This is a genomic window from Enterobacter sp. CPE_E890 (assembly GCF_046521475.1).
Taxonomy (GTDB): domain Bacteria; phylum Pseudomonadota; class Gammaproteobacteria; order Enterobacterales; family Enterobacteriaceae; genus Enterobacter; species Enterobacter adelaidei.
On the sequence record NZ_JBKFZW010000001.1, the window covers coordinates 1267148 to 1288946 of the forward strand.

The 21799-nt window shown below is 58.5% G+C and carries 18 protein-coding genes; 6 read left to right on the plus strand and 12 right to left on the minus strand.

The genetic code is table 11. From position 1 onward, the window contains the following. Positions 1 to 58: 58 nt before the first annotated feature. From budA to ACLHV9_RS06315, 4 genes are all read left to right on the plus strand, one after another. On the plus strand, positions 59 to 838 hold the full coding sequence (gene budA, locus ACLHV9_RS06300; protein ID WP_028019534.1) for an acetolactate decarboxylase: 780 nt from the start codon (positions 59 to 61) through the stop codon (positions 836 to 838). Then, positions 810 to 2531, plus strand: a complete 1722-nt coding sequence (alsS, locus tag ACLHV9_RS06305) for an acetolactate synthase AlsS (protein WP_407220292.1) — start codon at positions 810 to 812, stop codon at positions 2529 to 2531. The genes budA and alsS overlap by 29 nt, the downstream gene beginning before the upstream one ends. Positions 2532 to 2551: 20 nt before the next feature. Continuing rightward, a complete protein-coding gene (locus tag ACLHV9_RS06310; RefSeq protein ID WP_028019532.1) occupies positions 2552 to 3322 on the plus strand; it encodes a (S)-acetoin forming diacetyl reductase in 771 nt (256 codons plus the stop codon). Between the two features lie 131 nt (positions 3323 to 3453). Further along, positions 3454 to 3927, plus strand: coding sequence for a cold-shock protein (locus ACLHV9_RS06315; protein WP_028019531.1), 474 nt, complete (start codon positions 3454 to 3456; stop codon positions 3925 to 3927). Between the two features lie 108 nt (positions 3928 to 4035). Here the strand turns inward: ACLHV9_RS06315 and ACLHV9_RS06320 are convergent, their stop codons facing one another. From ACLHV9_RS06320 to ACLHV9_RS06340, 5 genes are all read right to left on the minus strand, one after another. Continuing rightward, entirely contained in the window at positions 4036 to 4740 is a 705-nt protein-coding gene (locus ACLHV9_RS06320; RefSeq protein ID WP_108090643.1) for an ABC transporter ATP-binding protein, read from the minus strand. Continuing rightward, positions 4727 to 5563 carry an ABC transporter ATP-binding protein gene (locus tag ACLHV9_RS06325; RefSeq protein WP_108090642.1) on the minus strand — a complete coding sequence of 279 codons (837 nt, stop codon included), beginning with the start codon at positions 5561 to 5563 and terminating at the stop codon, positions 4727 to 4729. The genes ACLHV9_RS06320 and ACLHV9_RS06325 overlap by 14 nt, the downstream gene beginning before the upstream one ends. Continuing rightward, positions 5556 to 6389: an ABC transporter permease gene (locus tag ACLHV9_RS06330; RefSeq protein ID WP_108090641.1), complete on the minus strand. Its 834-nt coding sequence runs from the start codon at positions 6387 to 6389 to the stop codon at positions 5556 to 5558. Before ACLHV9_RS06330 ends, ACLHV9_RS06325 begins: the two co-directional genes overlap by 8 nt. After that, positions 6389 to 7402: an ABC transporter permease gene (locus ACLHV9_RS06335; RefSeq protein ID WP_108090640.1), complete on the minus strand. Its 1014-nt coding sequence runs from the start codon at positions 7400 to 7402 to the stop codon at positions 6389 to 6391. Before ACLHV9_RS06335 ends, ACLHV9_RS06330 begins: the two co-directional genes overlap by 1 nt. Positions 7403 to 7500: 98 nt before the next feature. Continuing rightward, positions 7501 to 9069, minus strand: coding sequence for an ABC transporter substrate-binding protein (locus ACLHV9_RS06340; RefSeq protein WP_108090639.1), 1569 nt, complete (start codon positions 9067 to 9069; stop codon positions 7501 to 7503). A gap of 201 nt (positions 9070 to 9270) precedes the next feature. Here ACLHV9_RS06340 and ACLHV9_RS06345 point away from each other — a divergent pair, with 201 nt between their 5' ends. Beyond that, complete coding sequence (locus tag ACLHV9_RS06345; RefSeq protein WP_407220293.1) at positions 9271 to 9969, plus strand: GNAT family N-acetyltransferase; 699 nt, start codon at positions 9271 to 9273, stop codon at positions 9967 to 9969. A gap of 33 nt (positions 9970 to 10002) precedes the next feature. Here the strand turns inward: ACLHV9_RS06345 and ACLHV9_RS06350 are convergent, their stop codons facing one another. The 5 genes from ACLHV9_RS06350 to betI all read right to left on the minus strand — a co-directional run bounded on the left by ACLHV9_RS06350 (position 10003) and on the right by betI (position 16511). After that, positions 10003 to 11697: a thiamine pyrophosphate-binding protein gene (locus ACLHV9_RS06350; protein ID WP_407220294.1), complete on the minus strand. Its 1695-nt coding sequence runs from the start codon at positions 11695 to 11697 to the stop codon at positions 10003 to 10005. A gap of 33 nt (positions 11698 to 11730) precedes the next feature. Then, positions 11731 to 12471: an SDR family oxidoreductase gene (locus ACLHV9_RS06355; protein ID WP_028019528.1), complete on the minus strand. Its 741-nt coding sequence runs from the start codon at positions 12469 to 12471 to the stop codon at positions 11731 to 11733. A gap of 273 nt (positions 12472 to 12744) precedes the next feature. Continuing rightward, complete coding sequence (betA, locus tag ACLHV9_RS06360; protein WP_407220295.1) at positions 12745 to 14424, minus strand: choline dehydrogenase; 1680 nt, start codon at positions 14422 to 14424, stop codon at positions 12745 to 12747. Between the two features lie 13 nt (positions 14425 to 14437). Next, on the minus strand, positions 14438 to 15910 hold the full coding sequence (betB, locus tag ACLHV9_RS06365; protein WP_108090636.1) for a betaine-aldehyde dehydrogenase: 1473 nt from the start codon (positions 15908 to 15910) through the stop codon (positions 14438 to 14440). Between the two features lie 13 nt (positions 15911 to 15923). Continuing rightward, positions 15924 to 16511: a transcriptional regulator BetI gene (gene betI / locus ACLHV9_RS06370; protein ID WP_108090635.1), complete on the minus strand. Its 588-nt coding sequence runs from the start codon at positions 16509 to 16511 to the stop codon at positions 15924 to 15926. Positions 16512 to 16641: 130 nt separating this feature from the next. Between betI and betT the strand changes: the two genes are divergently transcribed. Then, positions 16642 to 18675, plus strand: a complete 2034-nt coding sequence (gene betT, locus ACLHV9_RS06375) for a choline BCCT transporter BetT (RefSeq protein ID WP_108090634.1) — start codon at positions 16642 to 16644, stop codon at positions 18673 to 18675. Between the two features lie 114 nt (positions 18676 to 18789). Here betT and entD read toward each other — a convergent pair whose 3' ends face one another. Continuing rightward, complete coding sequence (gene entD, locus ACLHV9_RS06380; RefSeq protein ID WP_407220296.1) at positions 18790 to 19446, minus strand: enterobactin synthase subunit EntD; 657 nt, start codon at positions 19444 to 19446, stop codon at positions 18790 to 18792. Between the two features lie 85 nt (positions 19447 to 19531). After that, entirely contained in the window at positions 19532 to 21781 is a 2250-nt protein-coding gene (locus tag ACLHV9_RS06385; protein WP_108090632.1) for a TonB-dependent siderophore receptor, read from the minus strand. Positions 21782 to 21799: the final 18 nt, after the last annotated feature.

Here is a 21799-nt window from a genome sequence, read left to right on the forward strand (position 1 = left end):
CTGAATCGGGTCAACATTTATTTAACCTTTCTAAATAAAGTTGAAGAGGACGAGCATGATGATGCATTCATCTGCCTGCGACTGTGAGGCCAGTTTGTGCGAGACCCTGCGAGGGTTCTCCGCTCAGCATCCTGACAGTGTGATCTATCAGACATCGCTAATGAGCGCCCTGCTAAGCGGCGTGTACGAGGGGAACACCACCATCGCCGATCTATTGGCACACGGTGATTTTGGTCTGGGCACTTTCAACGAGCTGGATGGCGAAATGATTGCCTTCAGTAGCCAGGTGTACCAGCTGCGCGCCGACGGCAGCGCCCGCGCCGCGAAGCCGGAGCAGAAAACGCCGTTTGCAGTGATGACCTGGTTCCAGCCGCAGTATCGTAAAACCTTTGATGGGCCGGTCAGTCGCCAGCAGATCCACGACGTGATCGACCAGCAAATCCCCTCCGATAACCTGTTCTGCGCGCTGCGTATCGACGGTAACTTCCGCCATGCCCATACCCGCACGGTACCACGTCAGAAGCCGCCGTACCGGGCGATGACAGACGTGCTGGACGACCAGCCAGTGTTCCGCTTCAACCAGCGGAAAGGTGTACTGGTCGGGTTCCGCACGCCGCAGCATATGCAGGGTATTAACGTGGCGGGCTACCACGAACATTTCATCACCGACGACCGTCAGGGCGGGGGCCATCTGCTCGACTACCAGCTGGAGAGCGGCGTGCTGACCTTCGGTGAAATTCACAAGCTGATGATTGACCTGCCCGCCGACAGTGCGTTTTTGCAGGCCAACCTGCACCCCAGCGATCTTGATGCAGCGATCCGTTCCGTCGAAAACTAACAGGAGAACTACCGTGAACAGTGAGAAACAGTCACGTCAGTGGGCGCATGGCGCCGATATGGTTGTCGGCCAGCTGGAAGCGCAGGGCGTGAAGCAGGTGTTCGGTATTCCGGGGGCGAAAATCGACAAAGTCTTTGATTCCCTGCTGGATTCTTCCATCGAGATTATTCCGGTGCGTCACGAAGCGAATGCGGCGTTTATGGCGGCGGCGGTAGGGCGCCTGACCGGCAAAGCCGGGGTAGCGCTGGTCACCTCCGGGCCGGGTTGTTCCAACCTGATCACCGGCATTGCCACCGCCAACAGCGAAGGCGACCCGGTGGTAGCGCTGGGCGGGGCGGTCAAGCGAGCGGATAAAGCTAAGCTGGTGCACCAGAGCATGGACACGGTCGCCATGTTCAGCCCTGTCACCAAATATTCGGTGGAAGTCAGCTCTCCGGATGCGATTGCCGAAGTGGTATCGAATGCATTCCGTGCCGCCGAGCACGGCAGACCGGGGGGCGCGTTCGTCAGCCTGCCGCAGGATATTGTCGACCAGCCCGCGACGGGCGCGATTTTGCCTGCCAGCGGCGCAGCACGAATGGGCCCGGCACCGGAGTCAGCGGTTAACGACGTGGCAAAGCTAATTGAAAAAGCCAAAAACCCGGTCATCCTGCTTGGCCTGATGGCCAGCCAGCCCGCTAACAGTGACGCACTACGTAAGCTGCTGGAGAAAAGCCGCATTCCGGTCACCAGCACCTATCAGGCTGCCGGGGCGGTTAACCAGGAGCACTTCACCCGCTTTGCCGGACGCGTCGGTCTGTTCAATAACCAGGCGGGCGACAGGCTGCTCCATCTGGCGGATCTGATCATCTGCATCGGCTACAGTCCGGTGGAGTACGAACCGTCTATGTGGAACAGCGGCGACGCCACGCTGGTGCACATTGATGTGCTGCCTGCCTATGAAGAACGTAACTATGTGCCGGATCTTGAGCTGGTGGGAGACATCGCCGAAACGCTCAATCTGCTCTCCAGCCGGATCGATCATAAGCTGGAGCTGAGTCCACGCGCCTCTGAAATCCTGGTCGATCGTCAGCATCAGCGCGATCTGCTCGATCGTCGTGGCGCATCGCTTAACCAGTTTGCCCTGCATCCGCTGCGCATCGTGCGTGCCATGCAGGACATCGTAAACAGCGACGTAACGCTCACCGTCGACATGGGCAGCTTCCACATCTGGATCGCCCGTTATCTCTACAGTTTCCGGGCACGTCAGGTGATGATTTCCAACGGTCAGCAGACCATGGGCGTCGCGCTGCCGTGGGCCATTGGCGCATGGCTGGTGAACCCGGGTCGCAAGGTGGTTTCGGTCTCCGGTGACGGCGGTTTCCTGCAGTCGAGCATGGAGCTGGAAACCGCGGTGCGCCTCAACGCCAACGTGCTGCACATCATCTGGGTGGATAACGGCTACAACATGGTCGCCATTCAGGAAGAGAAAAAATACCAGCGTCTTTCCGGCGTGGAGTTTGGCCCGGTCGATTTCAAAGTGTATGCCGACGCCTTTGGTGCGAAAGGTTTTGCCGTGGAGAGCGCCGATGCGCTTGAACCGACGCTGCGTGCAGCAATGGATGTCGATGGCCCCGCCGTGGTGGCCATTCCCGTCGACTATAGCGATAACCCGCTGCTGATGGGCCAGCTCCATCTCAGCCAGATTTTGTGACTCAATATAAGGACAGAGAAATGCAAAAAGTTGCTCTCGTAACAGGCTCAGGCCAGGGGATTGGTAAAGCAATTGCGCTGCGCCTGGTAAAAGATGGCTTCGCCGTCGCCATTGCCGATTACAACGAGGAAACGGCGAAAGCGGTTGCCGATGAAATTACCCGTAACGGCGGTCGTGCTGTCGCCGTGAAGGTGGATGTTTCGAACCGCGATCAGGTATTTGCGGCGGTGGAGAAAGCGCGTACCGCACTGGGCGGTTTCAATGTGATCGTGAATAACGCCGGGATCGCGCCTTCCACGCCAATCGAGTCGATAACACCGGAGATTGTCGACAAGGTTTACAACATTAACGTGAAAGGGGTGATCTGGGGCATCCAGGCTGCGATCGATGCTTTCCGTAAAGAGGGGCACGGCGGCAAGATCATCAACGCCTGCTCTCAGGCGGGCCATACCGGCAACCCGGAACTGGCGGTGTACAGTTCCAGCAAGTTCGCGGTGCGCGGCTTAACCCAGACGGCAGCACGGGATCTCGCGCCGCTGGGGATCACCGTTAACGCCTATTGCCCGGGGATCGTTAAAACGCCAATGTGGGCGGAGATCGACCGTCAGGTGTCCGAGGCGGCGGGTAAACCGCTCGGCTACGGGACTGAAACCTTTGCCAAACGCATTACGCTTGGCCGTTTGTCTGAACCAGAAGACGTCGCTGCCTGCGTTTCATACCTCGCCGGGCCAGATTCCGACTATATGACCGGCCAGTCGCTCTTAATTGATGGTGGGATGGTGTTTAACTAAATACTAATAAGCTCTGACATGAGTTTTCCCCTGCACCCGTGCAGGGGCTTTTTTTTGTCTCCTCCGCCATTGTGCATTACACTGCGCGCTGCAAAACTTTAGTCATTACGATCTGACAGGCGGTAACAGCGATGAACGGTACAATCACAACGTGGTTTAAAGATAAAGGCTTTGGATTTATCAAAGATGAAAACGGCGACAACCGCTATTTTCATGTGATTAAGGTCGCGAACCCTGATCTGATTAAGAAAGATGCGGCGGTGACCTTCGAGCCAACCACCAACAACAAAGGCCTTTCCGCCTATGCGGTGAAGGTGATCCCGGAAAGTAAACACCTCTATATTGCCGGCGAGCGCGTGAAGCTGACCTCGATCAAATCCTTCGTGGTGTTTAACGAAGAAGAACCGGTTGATACTAAAATCGACAAAGAGAACGCGGTGCTGTCGGTGGGGCTGCTGATGAACAGCATTAAGCCGAAGTCCGAGAAAAAGCCGGGCGAAATGCGCACGGTGAAGAAGCTGGCGATCACCACCTTCCAGAACACGACGCTGATCTTCACCGAAGATGAGATCGACATTGATGCCACGGTGAAGCTGCTGAAGTAATTTTTTTGCCGGGTGGCGGCTACGCCTTACCCGGCCTACAAAAAACCACAACGCGGCACGAAACGTAGGCCCGGTAAGCGCAGCGCCACCGGGCACCGCCGCGCGCACTTACCCCATCCGGTGCTCGCCCCGCAACATCGCCTCGCGGTCAAACACCCTCTGGATCTCCCCGTGCGCCATAATCGCCGCCCGGTCGGACATATGCGCAATCACGTCCGCATCGTGGCTCACCAGCAGGTAGGTCATGCCGTGCTCGGCTTTCAGGCGGTTCAAAAGATTGAGAATTTCCGCCTGCACGGACATATCCAGCGCCGAGGTCGGCTCGTCCAGCAGCAGAAGCTGCGGGCGCAGCAGCAGCGCGCGGGCAATGACCACGCGCTGGCGCTGGCCGCCGGAAAGCTGATGCGGATAACGCTTGCCCGCGTCGGCGGAAAGCCCCACCTGCTGCAGCGCATCCGCCACCTTTTCGGTAATCTGCGTTTCGCCGTGGATGTTTAACGGCTCCGACAGGGTGCGCGCAACGGTGTGGTTTGGGTGCAGCGACGCCCACGGATCCTGAAACACCATCTGCACGTTGCGGCGAAGCTCGCCTTCAAAACGCCGTCCTGGCCGTAACGCGTCTCCCAGGATCGAAATGCGGCCGTTCCACTCGCGCTGCAGCCCCGCCAGCACGCGCAGAATAGTCGATTTCCCGCAGCCGGATTCACCTATCAGGCTGAAGGTTTCGCCTTTCTCGATGGCAAAGCTGGCGGCGGACACGGCCGTTTTCTCCCCGAAGCTCACCTGGAGATCCTTAACGTCAACGAGCGTCATGATCGGTCTCCTTCCACGGCTGAGAACGGTCCAGCGTCGGCAGCATCTGGCCGAAGGTGTTGGCGTTTGGACGGCAGGTCCACAGGGTGCGCGTATACGGGTGCGTCGCCTGCGAAAGCCGGTTCGCCGCCATCTCATCGACCTTCTCGCCCTGATACATCACCAGCACGCGGTCGCAGTGTTCCGCCACCAGCGGCAGGTCGTGGCTGATTAACAGCATCGCCATCTGGCGTTCTTCGCTCTGCTGCACCAGCAGCTCGAGGATCTGGTTGCGCAGGCGAGCGTCCAGCGCGGAGGTGGGTTCGTCGGCAATCAGCACCTGCGGGTTGTTGATCAGCGCAATGGCGATCATCACCCGCTGGCCCATGCCGCCGGAGAGCTCGCCGGGGTAGCGCGTGAGGACATGTTCGTTGAGTCCTACGGCGCGGATAATCTCGTGCATGCGTTCACGTCGTTCTGAGCGGGGCAGACGCTGATGCAGGGTGAGCGCCTCATCAAGCTGAGCGGCGACGTTTTTCGCCGGATTCAGCGCGTAGCGCGGGTCCTGCAGGACCATCGCAATCCCGTTACCGCGCAGCGCCTGCCAGCGGCGGGTGCTCAGGGTCAGCAGGTCGTTGCCGAGCACGTTAAGCCGGTTCGCGCTCACGATGCCGGGCTTGCGCACCAGCCCCATCAGGGCGCGGGCGGACATCGATTTGCCCGAGCCGGATTCCCCGACCAGCGCCAGCCGCTCGTTGCCCAGCGTGAAGCTCAGGCTGTTGACCACGCGCGCGGCGGGGTAGTCGATATTCAGCGCATCGACGATGACACGTTGTTCAGTCATGCTGTGGCTCCAGTACGTCGCGCAGGCCGTCGCCCAGCAGGTTAAAGGCGAGGCTGGCAAACAGAATCGCGCCGCCCGGAATGGCGGCAATCCACCACTGGTCGAAAATGACCTGCATGCCGTCGGCGATCATCGCGCCCCATTCGGCCATCGGCGGACGCGCGCCAAGGCCGAGGAAGCCCAGCCCGGCGGCCGCCAGAATAATCCCCGCCAGATCCAGCGCCAGCCGCACAATCGCGGACGGCAGGCACAGGGGCAGAATATGGCCGACCAGCAGGCGCAGCCCGCGAATGCCCATCATTTCGGCGGCGGCGAGATAGTCGCTGTGGCGCAGACGCTGAATTTCACTCCGCGCCTGCCGCGCGTAGGCGGGCCAGGTGGTTAGGGCCAGCGCCAGCGCGCCGTTGACCAGCCCGGGGCCGAGCATCGCCACAAACGCGAAGGCGAGGATCAGGCGCGGCATCGACATCACCACGTCGGTAAAGCGCATCAGTATGCGCTCCATCCAGCCGCCGTAGTAGCCGGACAAAATCCCCACCAGCAGCCCGGCGGGCAGGGTGATAACGGTGACTAACGCCACCAGCCCGAGCGCCGGACGGGTGCCGTAAATCAGACGTGAAAGCAGGTCGCGACCGTAGCTGTCGGTGCCCAGCCAGTGCTGGATATTGGGTGCCTGTAAGCGCGCGGCGGCGTCCTGCCAGTTCGGGTCAAGCGGCGCGAGCCACGGCGCGAACAGGGCGATAGCCACCAGCAGCGCGATGGCAGCCAGCCCGCAAAACGCGGCGGGGGAGCGGCGCAGGCGGCGTAAGAAAAGATAAAACGGCATCAGCGCACCCTGGGATCGGTCGCCCGCACGAGCAGGTCAGTAAGGTTATTGATCAGCACAAAACAGATACCAATCAGCAGCGTGCCGCCCATGATGGCGGTGGTGTCTCCGGCGAACAGGGCGGTGGTGAGGTAGCGCCCGATGCCCGGCCAGGAGAAGACGGTTTCGGTCAGTACCGCGCCTTCCAGCATGCTGGTGTAGGCCAGGGCGATCACCGTCAGCAGGGTGCCGCGAATGTTCGGCAGCACGTGGCGCAGCAGAATGGCCATCTCCCCGGCACCCTTGGCGCGGGCAAGCAGAATGTACTCTTTGTTCATCTCGCTTAGGCAGGCGGATCGCGTCAGGCGGGTGATGCTCGCGAGCGAGTAATAGGCCAGCAGCAGCACCGGCAGCACCAGGTGGCTGACGGCGTTGCGGAACGCCTCGCGGTCGCCGGAAAGCCAGGTATCCACCAGCGCAAAGCCGGTGCGCGGCTCGACGGTGAACTGCCAGATATCGTCCAGCCTGCCGGGACCCGCGCTCCACTGCAGCTTCGCGTAGAACAGGGCCAGCATCAGCAGGCCGAGCCAGAAGATCGGTACCGAGTTGCCGAGCAGGGTGAGGGTTCTGATGGCGAGATCGAGCGGCGAACCGGCGTAGCGGGCGCATAGCACCCCGGCAATCACGCCGAGTACGGCGCCGATGATTAACGCCAGCGTCGCCAGCTCCAGCGTGGCGGGGAACGCGTGCAGCAGGTCCTGCAGCACCGGCTGCCCGGTGGCGCTGGCCGTGCCTAAATCACCGTGGGCAAGATTTTGCAGGTAGTGCCAGAACTGCACAGGCAGGGGGCGACCAAGCCCTAGCTGGTGGCGAACCTGATCGTAGGTGGACTGGCTGGCGTGATCGCCGACGATCTGCAGCACGCGATCGACCGGTGAAAACGCCGAGAGCGCAAACGTGACGAGCAGCAGCCCGAAGAGCGTGAGCAGCAGGGTCAGCAGACCCTGGAGCACGCGGGTGGAAAGATGTGGCATGGGAGATCTCTTCATTCCGGGTGGCGGCTTCGCCTTACCCGGCCTACAAAAACCGAGAACGTAGGCCGGGTAAGCGCAGCGCCACCCGGCAACAAGGGCTACTTCGTGACGCGATCGTACCAGACCATATCCGCGTTCAGCCCCTGTTGATACCCCTTCACGTTATCGCGCACCACGATCTGGGTTTTGCCCTGATCGACGAACACGTACGGCGAATTCTGCTGCAGCTGTTCCTGCATCTTCTTGTAGAGATCCAGACGCTTCGCCGGATCCGGCTCGGCTACCGCCGCCAGCGTGGCTTTGTTCAGCTCTGGAATTTTCCAGCCGTTCAGTCCGGCCACGGTGCTGGATTTTCCGTCGTTCCACGCAAAGGCGCTGGCGTTAGAGTGCGCGTCGAAGTAGTCCGGGATCCACAGACGAATCGCCGCCTGGTGCTGCTTTGCGCGCACACGGGCATAGACCTGGCTCCCGGCGGCAGGCAGCAGATCGACCTTCACGCCGCCCTGGGCAAAGCTCGCCTGCATGGATTGCGCGATAGTGATGAACGGCGGCTTGTTCTCCACGTCCAGCGTGAAGTGCGCGTTTTTAATCCCCGCTTTTGCGAGGATCGCTTTCGCTTTTGCCGGGTCAAACTTAAATGGATTGTCTTCCAGCGCGCCCGGCAGCCCGACCGGCAGGAAGCTCTGATGAACAAAGTACTGGCCTTTCAGCAGGTTTTTGGTGATGCCTTCATAGTCCACCAGCCAGCGCGACGCTTCCCAGAAGGCCGGGTTATTCAGCAGCGGGTTGGCGCTGTTGCCGGTGTTAAACACCAGGTAATTTTGCTCGGCGGACGGAATGCTCAGCACCTTCACGCCAGGCTTGCCGTCCAGGGCGCTTATCTGATCTGCACCCAGATCGCGCGCCACGTCCGCATCACCCTGCTGGATCAGCAGGCGGCGTGAAGCCGGGTCGGGGACGTTTTTAATGATGATGCTTTTGAGCTTCGGCGCGCCGCCGGGCGCTGACTCGTTGGCTTCCAGCACGATGGCCTGATGCGGCTGATAGACGCGCATTTTGAACGCGCCGCTGCCCGCCGAGTGCATTTTCAGCCAGGCGTTACCGAAGTCGTTATCCTTCACGTTTGCCGCGACCTGCTTTTCATCGACGATGGAGGCAATCGGCGTGGAGAGAATATTCAGCGCCACCGACGGGCTAACGTCCGCCGTCCAGTGAAGCGTGAGGGTATGGTCGTCCACTTTCTTCAGCTGGCTGGCGATGTTGCTCGCGTCCCAGCCCAGCACGTTGAGAATAAACGCCGGAGATTTGTTCAGCGTTACGGCGCGGGTATAGGAGAAGATCACGTCTTCCGGGCGCAGCGGGTTGCCGGAGGCGAATTTGGCATCGGGCTTAAGTTTAATCGTCAGCGTTTTTGCTGCCGCGTCCGCTTCCCAGCTTTCTGCCAGAATCGGGGTGATTTTTTCAGGGTTATCGCGGTCCGGCTGTACCAGGCGCTGATAGAGGCTCGGCACGGTCTGGATGCTGGAAAGCTCGTTGGCTTCAGCCGGGTCGAGGCTTACGATGTCATCAAGCCCCTGGGCAACAACCAGCGTGTTGGGCGGAGTAGCGGCGTGGGCAGCGCTTGAGAGCGCAGCCAGCACCAGTAACGGCAACAGTTTTTTCGTCATAGCGATCCCTGAGAAGAATATATTGTGATTGTTTTATGCTCCGCTACGTTAGGTCGACTCTTAAATTCCGCAAAGTCGAAATTCAGCTTTGCTTATATCTTCCGGGAATATCGCATGCGCTCGGGCTATTAGAATACGCTGCTTTTCGCCCGCTTTTTAACCTGCTATAACAAACTCCTTACCTTTCAGGGAGTCACCGTCGTGCCCGAAATCAATCAACATGGTCAAACCGTTAACGATATCGTTCCTGGCTGGAAAGGCGCGCGCGTATTAACCCGCACGCCGCTGTTTGGCCAGTATTGCCGCCTGGAGCCGCTGGATGCCGAACGTCACGCGGCCGATCTCTATGACGCCTACGCGCTGGGCGACGACAGCGACTGGACGTGGCTTGCCAGCACACAGCCTGAAAGCGTGGAAGCCACCGCACACTGGGTGCTGGGAAAGGTGCTGGATGACGAGCTGGTGCCGTTTGCCGTCATTGATTTACGCACTGAACGTGCGGTGGGGCTGGTGAGCTATATGGCTAACGAGCGGCTGCTGGGGTCGGTTGAAATCGGTCACGTGACCTGGTCGCGCAAAATGAAAGGCTCCCGCATCGGTACTGAAGCGGTGTGGCTGCTGCTGAAAAATGCGTTTGAGTACGGCTACCGTCGTCTGGAGTGGAAGTGCGATTCAATGAACATTGCCTCACGCAGGGCGGCGGAGCGGCTGGGGTTTGTCTGGGAAGGGCGCCTGCGCCAGAAGCTGGTGCGCAAAGGGCGCAACCGCGACAGTGATATGCTTTCTATTATTGACGGCGAATGGCCGCAAAGAGACGCCGAACTGCGCGCCTGGCTGGCGGCGGAGAATTTTGACGGGGAAGGGCGGCAGATTAAGCGGATTGAGGCGTTTCGGTTATAAGCTTTTTATGTAGGGTACAGCGTAAACACGCGGCTAATCCGCGGAAATGGCAATTTCAATCAAATTAGTTTTTCCGGACTGTAGTCCGCGGGTTACCGCTTCGGCGATATCTGCCGCCTCGGTCACCCGGCAGCAGTGGACGCCCATGGCAGTGGCCAGCGACTGAAAATCGATATGCGGATTCACGAGGTCCATCCCGATAAAACGCCCCAGCTGCGTTGAGCTGTAGTCAGCCTGGCTCTTCATAAAGTTTTTCAGGATGTTGTACTCCCTGTTATTCATGACGATAAAGGTGACCGGCAGATTTTCATGTGCCGCCGTCCAGAGCGCCTGCGGCGAGTACAGGGAGGCTCCATCACCTATCAGGCATATCACCGGTTCCCGCCCGCGTCCCAGCGAATGCCCTACTGAGGCAGGCATCCCCCAGCCCAGACCGCCGCCGCGCATAAAGTAGTACCGCTGATGCTGCTGGTCAGAGATGAACCGGCGGACATGTCTGGCGGTCGCTATCGCCTCATCAACGATGGTGGTACCCGCCGGAATGGACCGGATGACCTCATATGCTGCGACCATCGGCGAAAGGGTCGGGCGCAGCCGCTCGGCTGCCAGACGTTCTTCCTGCAGTTGCCACTCTTTTTCACGTTCAGCGCGTGCCGCTTTGAGCAGCCGCTGATGCGTCAATTTGCTTGCCACCCGGCGCTGCTCAAGCTTCGGCAACAGTTCGTGCAGGGACAGTTTGATATCCCCCATTACCGAAAGGCGAGTGGCATACGTGCGGCCAAGTTCGTTCATATCCGCCGAGAGCTGATACACCGCGCAGGTTTCCGGAATGGCCTCGCCCTCGCTATATAAAATGGTAATCAGGCTTCTGCCGCCGATGATAAAGACGGCATCGTAGGCGTTGATGATGCTGGCGATTTCACTGGCGGTGGTGGGCATATTGCCCCGCCAGAGCGCGTGCTGGGTGGGAAAAGGCAAATTCAGCGGCCAGGAGGAGCCGTAGACGTGGGCGCTGAGCGCTTCCGCCAGCTGGACAATCTCCTGCGTCGAGCCACTGGAGTGCACCTCATCGCCCGCCACAATCATTATCCTGCCTGGTGCGATCTCGCTGAGTGCCTCTGCCAGTTCGTCCAGCGAGCCTGCAACGGTGTGGTAGTTCACTCTGGACGTCGTCTGTATTCCGGCGTCGCTCAGCTCTTCCATCACGTTCATCGGCAGAGAGAGCAGGACCGGCCCACCCGGAGGATAGCTGGCCGCGTGAAACGCGCGGCGCACCAGCACCGGGAGCTGGTCGGCGCTGGTGACCTCCTGTGCCCATTTCATGACCGGGGAGCCAATGGAAACAATATCATCATACAGAAGCGGGTCGCGGACGTAGTGTCGCGTATCCTGCTGTCCAACGGTGACCACCAGCGGGGTTTTCATGATTCGCGAATTAATGAGATTCCCCATGCCGTGCCCCAGGCCGCTGGCAGTATGCAAATTGATAAAGCCCGTTTTGCCGGAGGCTTTCGCATAGCCGTCGGCAATCGCCACCACGGTGCTCTCCTGAAGCGCCAGAATATAGTGAATATTTTCATGGCGAAGCAGGGCATCAATGAGCGGAAGTTCGGTGGTACCCGGATTACCAAAAATATATTCCACGCCTTCACTCTCCAGCACCTCAAGAAGAATATCGGCGCCTGACCGCATATTTAAATCTGATAAGGACGTTAATGATTTAATCATAATTAAACCTCATTCAGCGTTATTTAATTCATGCTAAAATTCTTCCTGCGTCGGACGAACAACAATTTCATTAATATCAACGTCGCCTGGCTGTTCGATGGCAAATAAAACGGAGCGGGCAATCGCGTCAGCCGAAATAGCCTGCTTATAAAACTCATGGAGAAATTTTTTACTCTCTTCGTCTGAGCTGCCGAACTGCAGTTCGCTTTCGACCGCGCCGGGAGAGATAAGCGTGGTGCGTATCGTTTTACCTGCTTCCTGACGCAGACCCTCGCTCAGCGCGCGAACGGCGAATTTTGTCGCGCTGTACACCACGCCGCCGGGGGCAAGGACCTTGATGCCCGCCACCGAGGCAACGTTAATAAAGTGACCACTTCCCTGACGCTGAAACACCGGTAATGCGGCCGCGATGCCGTACAGTACCCCTTTCAGATTGGTATCAATCATCTTGTCCCATTCTTCAGTTTTCAGCTCGCTAAGGGGGGCGATAGCCATAAAGCCAGCGTTGTTGATCAGCACGTCCACGCGCTGGTATGCGGCGATGGCGGCCTCAATGGCGCGCTGGACCTCTTCCTGACGGGTAACATCGGCCTTGACGGCGATGGCCTTACCGCCTTGCTGGATTATCCTGTCCACGAGGGCATTAATTTTTTCCTGACGGCGCGCCACCAGTACCAGTGAAAACGCGTTATTCGCTAAATGGAGGGCAATGGCTTCACCAATCCCGCTGCTGGCACCGGTGATAACGACAACCTTGTTTGCACTATTATTCATGATCTTATCTCACTGTAGTGTGATTCAGAAAATAAAAGGCAGGGAAGAATTAAAGAATAATGACAAACCCTTTCATTCTGGATTTGAATATATTGTATATGTTGGGATAAATAATCTTCGATTAAAACTTAATGGAGTTTAGGAGAGAGTGTCAACACTGTTTTAAATAATAAAACGTATTACAGGGTAATAGTTAATTCTTATAGGTTACAGCAACGGTATACCCGCGCTTTAATAGTGAAAACCCTCTCCTTTACGGAGAGGGCGTGACAATTATGCCTTCTGCGTTACCTGACGAACCGGTGCCCCGTTCGCCACATAATACGCCGCCGTGCTCTTCGCCAGCCGCTCGCGACCGCGAATGGCGTCGGCAACCTTCTCGCCAATCATAATGGTGGTGGCGTTCAGGTTGCCGGTGATGATCTGCGGCATAATCGACGCATCCACCACGCGTAACCCTTCCAGACCGTGAACGCGGCCTTCACCGTCGACCACCGCCATCTCGTCATAGCCCATCTTGCAGGTGCCGCACGGATGGAAGGCAGTTTCGGCGTGGTTACGCACGAACTCATCCAGTTGCTCGTCGGTTTGGCATTCGATACCTGGGCTGATTTCGCGGCCACGGTATTTGTCCAGCGCCGGCTGGTGCATGATCTCGCGGGTGATGCGGATCGCGTCGCGGAACTCCTGCCAGTCCTGCTCGTGGGACATATAGTTGAACAGGATCGCCGGATGCTGGTGCGGATCACGAGACTTAATCCTCACGTGCCCACGGCTCGGCGAGCGCATGGAGCCCACGTGGCACTGGAAACCGTGCTCTTTCACCGCGTTCGAACCGTTGTAGTTAATCGCCACCGGCAGGAAGTGGTACTGAATGTTCGGCCACTCAAACTCTTCGCGGCTGCGGATAAACCCGCCCGCCTCGAAGTGGTTGCTCGCGCCCACGCCGGTGCCGTTAAACAGCCACTCGGCACCAATCTTCGGCTGGTTCCACCACTGCAGGGCAGGGTAGAGGGAAACGGGCTCTTTGCATTCATACTGCAGGTACATCTCCAGGTGATCCTGCAGGTTTTCACCCACGCCGGGTAAATCATGCACCAGCGGGATATCGAACTGTTTCAGCAGCTCCGCGTTGCCCACGCCGGAGCGCTGGAGGATTTGCGGAGAAGCAATGGCTCCGGCGCACAGCAGCACTTCTCTGTTAGCGGTGGCTTTCGACGGGATGGTGCTTTCGCCCTCCAGCCATTCGACGCCCACCGCTCGCTTGCCGTCAAAGAGGATGCGATCGGTCATGGCGTGGGTGCGGATGGTCAGGTTCGGGCGCGGTTTCGCCTGATCCAGATAGCCGCGCGCGGTGCTGGCGCGTCGGCCCTGCGGCGTCACCGTGCGGTCCATCGGGCCGAAGCCCTCCTGCTGATAGCCGTTAAGATCGTCCGTGCGCGGGTAGCCCGCCTGCACGCCCGCTTCCACCATCGCCTCAAACAGCGGGTTCACGCCAGGTTTGGAAGTGGTGACGCTGACAGGACCGTCGCCGCCGTGATAGTCGTTCGGCCCTACGTCGCGGGTTTCTGCTTTACGGTAGTAGGGCAGGCAGTTGAGGTAGCTCCAGTGCTCAAGGCCCTGCTCTTTTGCCCAGTTGTCCAGATCCATCGCGTTACCGCGGATGTAGCACATGCCGTTGATCAATGACGAGCCGCCCAGCCCTTTGCCGCGCCCGCACTCCATGCGGCGGTTGTTCATGAAGGGTTCTGGCTCGGTTTCATACGCCCAGTTGTAGCGCTTGCCCTGCAGCGGAAACGCCAGCGCGGCGGGCATCTGGGTGCGGAAATCAAAGCGGTAGTCCGGCCCGCCCGCCTCAAGCAGCAGCACGGTGGTGTTTGGATCTTCGGTCAGTCGCGTTGCCAGTACGTTACCGGCAGAGCCGGCCCCGATAATGATGTAGTCAAATTGCAAATAAACCTCCCGGTTAAAATATGGACTGGAATTTACCCATCTCAACCTGGATGGACTTCACCTGGGTGTAGCTCTGCAGCGTCATCACGCCGTTCTCACGGCCAATGCCGGAGTGTTTGTAGCCGCCGACCGGCATCTCTGCGGCGGATTCACCCCAGGTGTTGATCCAGCAGATGCCCGCTTCGAGCTGATGAATGGCACCGTGCGCGCGGTTCAGGTCGGCCGTGACGATGCCTGCCGCCAGTCCGTAGTCGGTATCGTTGGCGCGGCGGATCGCTTCTTCTTCGCTTTCATAGCTGAGGATGGACATCACCGGGCCGAAGATCTCTTCGCGCACGATGGTCATCTCGTCGGTGCAGTCGGTGAACACGGTCGGGGCAACCCACGCGCCGTTATCGAAGCCTTCACCCTTCAGCACGTCGCCGCCGCACAGCACGCGCGCGCCTTCCTCTTTGCCTTTGGCGATGTAGCGCAGCACGCTGTCGCGGTGCGGGAAGCTGACCATCGGGCCAAAGTTGGTGCGTTCATCGAACAGGTCGCCCGCGAGGATGCGGCCCACACGCTCAACGATTTTCTGCTCAAACGCGCTTTTAAACTTTGCGGGTACGAACACGCGGGTGCCGTTGGTGCATACCTGGCCGGAGCTAAAGAAGTTGGCCATCATGGCGATGTCTGCCGCGAGATCGAGATCCGCGTCGTCAAAAATAATCAGCGGGGATTTGCCGCCCAGCTCCATCGTCACCTCTTTCAGGGACGAGGCCGCCGAGTTGGCCATCACTTTTTTGCCGCTGGCGACGCCCCCGGTAAAGGAGACTTTAGCGATATCCGGATGCTCGGTCAGGTACTGGCCGGTCTCCGCGCCCACGCCCGGCAGGACGTTAAACACACCGTCCGGCAGGCCCGCTTCGGTGTAGATCTCGGCAAGCTTGAGCGCGGTAAGCGGGGTCACTTCGCTCGGCTTGAAGATCATCGCATTACCTGCCGCCAGCGCCGGAGCAGATTTCCACAGGGCGATCTGGATCGGGTAGTTCCACGCGCCGATGCCCGCCACCACGCCCAGCGGCTCGCGACGGGTGTAGACGAACGAACTGTCACGCAGGGGGATCTGGCTGCCTTCCAGCGCCGGGATCAGCCCCGCGTAGTACTCCAGCACGTCCGCGCCGGTGACGATGTCGACGGTTGAGGTTTCGGAATACGCTTTACCGGTGTCGAGGGTTTCCAGCTTCGCCAGTTCGTCATTACGTTCGCGGAGGATGTCGACAGCTCGGCGCAGAATGCGCGAGCGCGCCATTGCGGTCATCGCCGCCCAGATTTTTTGCCCGCGTTTTGCGCTTTCCACGGCGCGGTCGACATCTTCACGCCCGGCCGCCTGAACGCTTGCCAGGACTTCACCGTTGGCCGGGTTGATGGTCTCGAAGGTGCGACCGCTGGTGGCGGATGTATAACCACCATTGATATAAAGCTGCTGTTCTGCCATTCGGGACATAAATTCTCCTCGGTTATTCGGTCGGTAAATGCTGGCTGATAAAGTGGCTGGTGAGCGATTGCGCCAGGGTCTTATCCAGAGGCTTGCCGCTCAGCGCGGCGCGCAGCCACAGCCCGTCGATCAGCGCCGCCAGGCCATAGCCCGCCTCCTGGGCCTGCTCGCGCGGCAGTTCGCGGCGGAACTCGTACACCAGGTTCGAAAGCAGACGGCGGCTGCTCACCTGCTGCAGGCGGTAGAGCATCGGCTGATGCATGCTGCTCGCCCAGAAGGCCAGCCAGGCCTTCATTGCTGCGCTGCTGGTCTGGGTTTCATCAAAGTTACCGCCGACAATCGCCTGCAGACGCTGCTCCGCGCTGCCGTTCGGCAGGGCGTGCAGGCGGCTCAATACCGCATCGCGCAGCTGGCCGGTGATGTCGCGCATGGTCGCTTCCAGCAGACCATTTTTATCTTTGAAATAGTGACTGATGATCCCCGTGGACACGCCCGCCCGACGGGCGATCTGCGCGATGGTCGCGTCATGCATTCCCACTTCATTTATTGCTTCCAGCGTGGCGTCGATAAGCTGCCTACGCCGGATCGGCTGCATCCCCACTTTGGGCATTTTTGCCACTCCATTCATCAGCGTTGGTTATACATTAAAGCGGTTTTTGATTGGACGTTCAATATAAAATGTGTCTTAATTGTTGCGGATTTGGATTTTAATAGTTACAAAAAAACAGTGAGGATACTGGATGACAGACCTTTCACAAGACAGAGAAAAAGACAAAATCAACCCGGTCGTTTTTTATACTTCCGCCGGGCTGATTTTGTTGTTTTCCCTGATGACGATCTTCTTTAGCGGTTTTTCTGCCGAGTGGATTGGGCGCACTCTTGACTGGGTGTCGAAGACCTTCGGCTGGTACTACTTACTGGCGGCGACGCTCTATATTGTCTTTGTTGTCTGCATTGCCTGCTCGCGCTTCGGTTCGGTGAAGCTTGGGCCAGAGCAGTCAAAACCCGAGTTCAGCCTGCTGAGTTGGGCCGCGATGCTTTTTGCCGCAGGCATTGGCATCGACCTGATGTTCTTCTCCGTGGCGGAACCGGTCACGCAATATATGCAGCCGCCGGAAGGGGCAGGGCAGACGATGGAGGCCGCGCGTCAGGCGATGGTCTGGACGCTGTTCCACTACGGCTTAACCGGCTGGTCGATGTACGCCCTGATGGGGATGGCGCTCGGATACTTTAGCTATCGTTATAATTTACCCCTCACCATCCGCTCTGCGCTGTACCCAATTTTCGGGAAAAAGATAAATGGGCCGATTGGTCACAGCGTCGACATTGCGGCGGTGATCGGTACCATCTTTGGTATCGCGACGACGCTCGGCATCGGTGTGGTGCAACTCAACTACGGCCTGAGCGTGCTGTTTGATATTCCGGATTCGATGGCTGCCAAGGCGGCGTTGATTGCGCTGTCGGTGATTATCGCCACCATTTCGGTGACGTCGGGCGTGGATAAAGGCATTCGCGTGCTCTCCGAGCTGAACGTGGCCCTGGCGCTTGGTTTAATTCTGTTCGTGCTGTTTATGGGGGACACTTCATTCCTGCTCAATGCGTTAGTGCTTAACGTCGGCGACTACGTGAACCGTTTTATGGGGATGACTCTGAACAGTTTCGCCTTTGATCGCCCGGTCGAATGGATGAACAACTGGACGCTGTTCTTCTGGGCGTGGTGGGTGGCGTGGTCGCCATTTGTTGGCCTGTTCCTGGCACGTATTTCACGTGGCCGCACCATCCGCCAGTTTGTGATGGGCACGCTGATTATCCCGTTCACCTTTACTCTGTTGTGGTTGTCGATTTTCGGCAACAGCGCGCTGCATGAGATTATTCATGGCAACGCGACCTTCGCGCAGGAAGCGATGGCGCACCCGGAGCGCGGCTTCTACAGCCTGCTGGCGCAGTATCCTGCGTTCACCTTTAGCGCCTCCGTGGCAACCATTACCGGCCTGCTGTTCTACGTTACCTCTGCGGATTCCGGTGCGCTTGTGCTGGGCAACTTCACTTCGAAGCTGAAAGATATCAACAGCGATGCGCCGAACTGGCTGCGCATCTTCTGGTCCGTCGCCATCGGCCTGCTGACGCTGGGCATGCTGATGACCAACGGGATCTCGGCGTTGCAGAACACCACGGTGATCATGGGGCTGCCGTTCAGCTTCGTGATCTTCTTTGTGATGGCCGGGTTGTATAAATCCCTCAAGGTGGAAGATTACCGCCGCGAAAGCGCCAGCCGTGACACCGCGCCGCGCCCGATGGGCGCACAGGACAGGCTGAGCTGGAAGAAACGCCTGTCGCGCCTGATGAACTACCCGGGCACGCGCTACACCAAACAGATGATGGAGACGGTCTGCTTCCCGGCGATGGAAGAGGTGGCGCAGGAACTGAAGCTGCGTGGTGCCTACGTGGAGCTGAAAAACCTGCCGCCGGAAGAGGGCGAGACGTTAGGGCATCTGAATCTGCTGGTGCATATGGGCGACGAGCAGAACTTTGTCTACCAGATCTGGCCGCAGCAGTATTCGGTACCCGGCTTTACCTACCGGGCGCGCAGCGGGAAATCGACCTACTACCGGCTGGAAACCTTCTTACTGGAGGGTAGCCAGGGGAATGATTTGATGGATTACAGCAAGGAGCAGGTGATCACGGACATTCTGGACCAGTATGAACGGCACCTGAACTTTATCCATTTGCACAGGGAAGCGCCGGGGAATAGCGTGATGTTCCCGGATGTTTAAGCCTTGATCTGAATAACGTACAAAGACATCGCCGCTTCCCTCATGCCGGGTGGCGGCGATGCCTTACCCGGCCAACAACGCCGCTTTACCGTTGGCCTGATAAGCGTCGCGCCATCAGGCTTTTAGCAGCGTACACACGCTCGTATTATTATTCTGCCAGATGAGAGTAAAGCGTTTACCCTCAGGATATTCTCCAACCGGGTGCGAAAGCGCCAGCGTGATTGTTTTTTCGGTTAACTCTGTGACTCTCGCCCACTCAAACCCCATGTAAGTATTTGCCTTCGCGAAGAGAGCCTTAAATAAACTTTCCTTGGCGCTAAATGCGAGCGTTAGCGCCAACGCAAAAGGGTAACCCGAACGCGTCAGGCACATCGCTTCCTGCGCATTAATGATGCCGTCCTGGATTTCGCGGGCTTCACGGTCTGGAAGAATGGCTTCGCAATCAATACCGATCAGGGCATCTGGATGACGGACAACAACCGCCATCGCCTGCGTGCCGCTGTGGGTGATGCTGCCCGACAAACCTTCCGGCCAGAGCGGTTCGCCGCTGGGGCCAATGCCCGGAATCGCGCGTTCATTTATCGCACCGAGCGCATGCGCGGCGGCGATCCGCCCGGCCAGATGCTCGGCTTTGCGTTTGCGCCCGGCGTTTGAAAGCTCGGCGTGGTGGGGGAGCCAGAGGAGATCGGCGTCGGCGAAGGTGGCTGGGTCGAAGGTGATGTGGTGGACGGTGTGGCCGGCGAGAATGAACGTGCTGTGGGTGGTGTGCATGTTTTTCCTCTATCAGCAAATAGTGCGGCCTGATGTCCTCACCCCGTCCCTCTCCCAACGGGAGAGGGGGGAGTTACTGCCTGTATCAGAATCGCGTATTCACGCTCATATACCAGGTGCGACCCGGTTCATTATACGTATACGCACCTGCACCGTACATATACGCACCGGTGGTGGCGTTGCCCGTGGTCTGGGCATTACCCGCGCGCCACTGGCGTTTGTCGAAGACGTTGTCTACGCCGCCGGTCAGGCTGACGTTTTTGGTCATGTCCCAGGTCGCGCTCAGACCAACGATGCTGTACGGACTGACTTCGTCTTTCTCCGATCCGGTTACCGGCTGACCTTTGTAGTTGTACTTCTTCGGCTGCTGCTTACCGTACCAGGTGAAGGTCGACTGTAGCGATACATCCTGGTGGACCTGCCAGCTCAGAGTGGAGTTCAGCGTGTACTCCGGAATGATCGACAGACGGTCGCCGGTCTCTTTGTTCTTGCTTTGTAGCATGTAAGTGATGTTATTGGTCCAGTTGATCGTGTCGCTAACCGGCACGTTCAGGGAACCTTCCAGACCCTCAACCACTGCTTTCGGCACGTTTTCCCACTGGTAGATATCCGTCTGCACTTTACCGGAAGAGGTGTGACCCACCGGCGCGTAACCCGCTTCAATCTTGTCGCGATAGTCGTTGCGGAACCAGGTCACGCCAGCCAGCCAGCCGTCGCGTTTCCACTCAAGACCGATCTCTTTGTTGATGCTGGTTTCCGCTTTCAGGTCGTCGTTACCCATCATGTAACACCCGACGCCATCAGAGCTGGCATAGCAGCCCTGGCCTTTGCTGTACAGCAGGTAGTTTGGGTTGGTTTGGTACAGGCTTGGTGCTTTGTAGGCGCGCGCAATCCCCATCTTCAGCGTGAAGTCATTTCCCAGGCCTTGCGACAGGTTCAGGGACGGGCTCCAGTTGTTGCCCACAATCGTGTGGTGATCGAAGCGCAGCGCCGGTGTCAGCATGGTACTGTCGGTCAGCTCCATGTTGTTCTCGGCGAACAGAGAGAAGATCTCCGCTGAAGAGTACGGGCTACGATCGTCGCTCATGCCAGGGATCTTACCGCCTTGCTGAGTCTGCGTATTGGAGGTGGAGTCCTTCATACGCTGCTGGTTCCACTCGGTGCCCAGCGTCAGGTTCTGGTTAACGAGGAAATCAATCGGCAGGTTGATTTCGCTGTGCAGCATCACGTCGGCCAGGTCGGTGTCGGTGAATTTATTGCTATTGAACAGGCCTTCCAGCCCTCCCGCAAGCCCTTCGCCCAGGCGCGAGTTGCGGGTGTGTTCGTACTGTGCCCAGTTGCTGGTGGTAATGCCGTTATCCCAGCCACCGTTCCATGTCACCGCAAAGTTCTGACGATAAATACGGTTGGTCTCTTTGCCGTAGTTTTTCTTCACCAGGCCGCTGGAACTGTTGTCATTGTTGGTGTTCTGGGTATCGCCTGCGTAGAGGTTGTTCTGGCGGCTGTAGCCTGCTTCAAACTCCAGAGACTGCATCGGCGCGAAGTCCCAGCGTACCACGCCGTTGATATCTTTGTTCTCTACACCTTCACGGCCTGCCGGCAGCGTGTCGGCGTAGGCACCGGTACGGTCAGACTGGTGACCCTGGTTGATGTCCCATGCGTCGGCCTGGGTTTTGTCCAGATTGCCGTACATGCGGAAGCTGAAGTCACCGCCCAGCGGGCCGCTCAGGCTGAAGTTGGTGCGTTTGGTGGACCCTTCATCCTTGTGTTCTGGCGCATTCAGGTAGGTGTTCCAGGAGCCGTGCCACTGGTCGTCGAATTTTTTGGTGATGATGTTCACCACGCCGCCTGCCGCGCCGTTGCCGTAGCGCGCGGCGGCCGGGCCACGGATGACTTCGATGCGTTCGATCATCTCCGGTGGGACCCAGCCGGTATCCCCGCGTGTATCACGCTCGCCGCGCCAGCCCAGACGAATGGAGTTGCGGCTGGTCACCGGTTTGCCGTCAATCAGGATCAGGGTGTTTTCCGGCCCCATGCCACGGATGTCGATCTGACGATTATTACCGCGCTGGCCGCTGGTTGAGTTCCCGGTCAGGTTAACGCCCGGCATGGTACGGATGATTTCAGCCACGTCGCGTGCGGGTGGATTTTTACGAATTTCATCGGCGGTAATGGTCGATACACCCGGCGCCTGCAGATTCTGCTCGGCGGCGGTGATCACCATCGTGTCTTCGTGCTGCGCGGAGGCGGTATTGTCGTCTGCCAGAGCGGGTAGCGCGACGCCGTAAATCCCTAAATTGGCCAGCAAGGCCAGAGAGTGAATCTTCTTATTCATTGTACGTCCTGCTTTTAT

Excerpts from the sequence above, each read along its gene's own strand:
- ACLHV9_RS06315 (WP_028019531.1), top strand. The coding sequence starts at position 3,454 with ATGAACGGTACAATCACAACGTGGTTTAAAGATAAAGGCTTTGGATTT.
- betI (WP_108090635.1), bottom strand. The coding sequence starts at position 16,511 with ATGCCCAAAGTGGGGATGCAGCCGATCCGGCGTAGGCAGCTTATCGAC.
- ACLHV9_RS06330 (WP_108090641.1), bottom strand. The coding sequence starts at position 6,389 with ATGCCGTTTTATCTTTTCTTACGCCGCCTGCGCCGCTCCCCCGCCGCG.
- ACLHV9_RS06340 (WP_108090639.1), bottom strand. The coding sequence starts at position 9,069 with ATGACGAAAAAACTGTTGCCGTTACTGGTGCTGGCTGCGCTCTCAAGC.
- budA (WP_028019534.1), top strand. The coding sequence starts at position 59 with ATGATGCATTCATCTGCCTGCGACTGTGAGGCCAGTTTGTGCGAGACC.
- ACLHV9_RS06355 (WP_028019528.1), bottom strand. The coding sequence starts at position 12,471 with ATGAATAATAGTGCAAACAAGGTTGTCGTTATCACCGGTGCCAGCAGC.
- ACLHV9_RS06335 (WP_108090640.1), bottom strand. The coding sequence starts at position 7,402 with ATGCCACATCTTTCCACCCGCGTGCTCCAGGGTCTGCTGACCCTGCTG.
- betT (WP_108090634.1), top strand. The coding sequence starts at position 16,642 with ATGACAGACCTTTCACAAGACAGAGAAAAAGACAAAATCAACCCGGTC.
- ACLHV9_RS06310 (WP_028019532.1), top strand. The coding sequence starts at position 2,552 with ATGCAAAAAGTTGCTCTCGTAACAGGCTCAGGCCAGGGGATTGGTAAA.
- ACLHV9_RS06385 (WP_108090632.1), bottom strand. The coding sequence starts at position 21,781 with ATGAATAAGAAGATTCACTCTCTGGCCTTGCTGGCCAATTTAGGGATT.
- ACLHV9_RS06325 (WP_108090642.1), bottom strand. The coding sequence starts at position 5,563 with ATGACTGAACAACGTGTCATCGTCGATGCGCTGAATATCGACTACCCC.
- ACLHV9_RS06350 (WP_407220294.1), bottom strand. The coding sequence starts at position 11,697 with ATGATTAAATCATTAACGTCCTTATCAGATTTAAATATGCGGTCAGGC.
- ACLHV9_RS06320 (WP_108090643.1), bottom strand. The coding sequence starts at position 4,740 with ATGACGCTCGTTGACGTTAAGGATCTCCAGGTGAGCTTCGGGGAGAAA.
- alsS (WP_407220292.1), top strand. The coding sequence starts at position 810 with ATGCAGCGATCCGTTCCGTCGAAAACTAACAGGAGAACTACCGTGAAC.
- entD (WP_407220296.1), bottom strand. The coding sequence starts at position 19,446 with ATGCACACCACCCACAGCACGTTCATTCTCGCCGGCCACACCGTCCAC.
- betB (WP_108090636.1), bottom strand. The coding sequence starts at position 15,910 with ATGTCCCGAATGGCAGAACAGCAGCTTTATATCAATGGTGGTTATACA.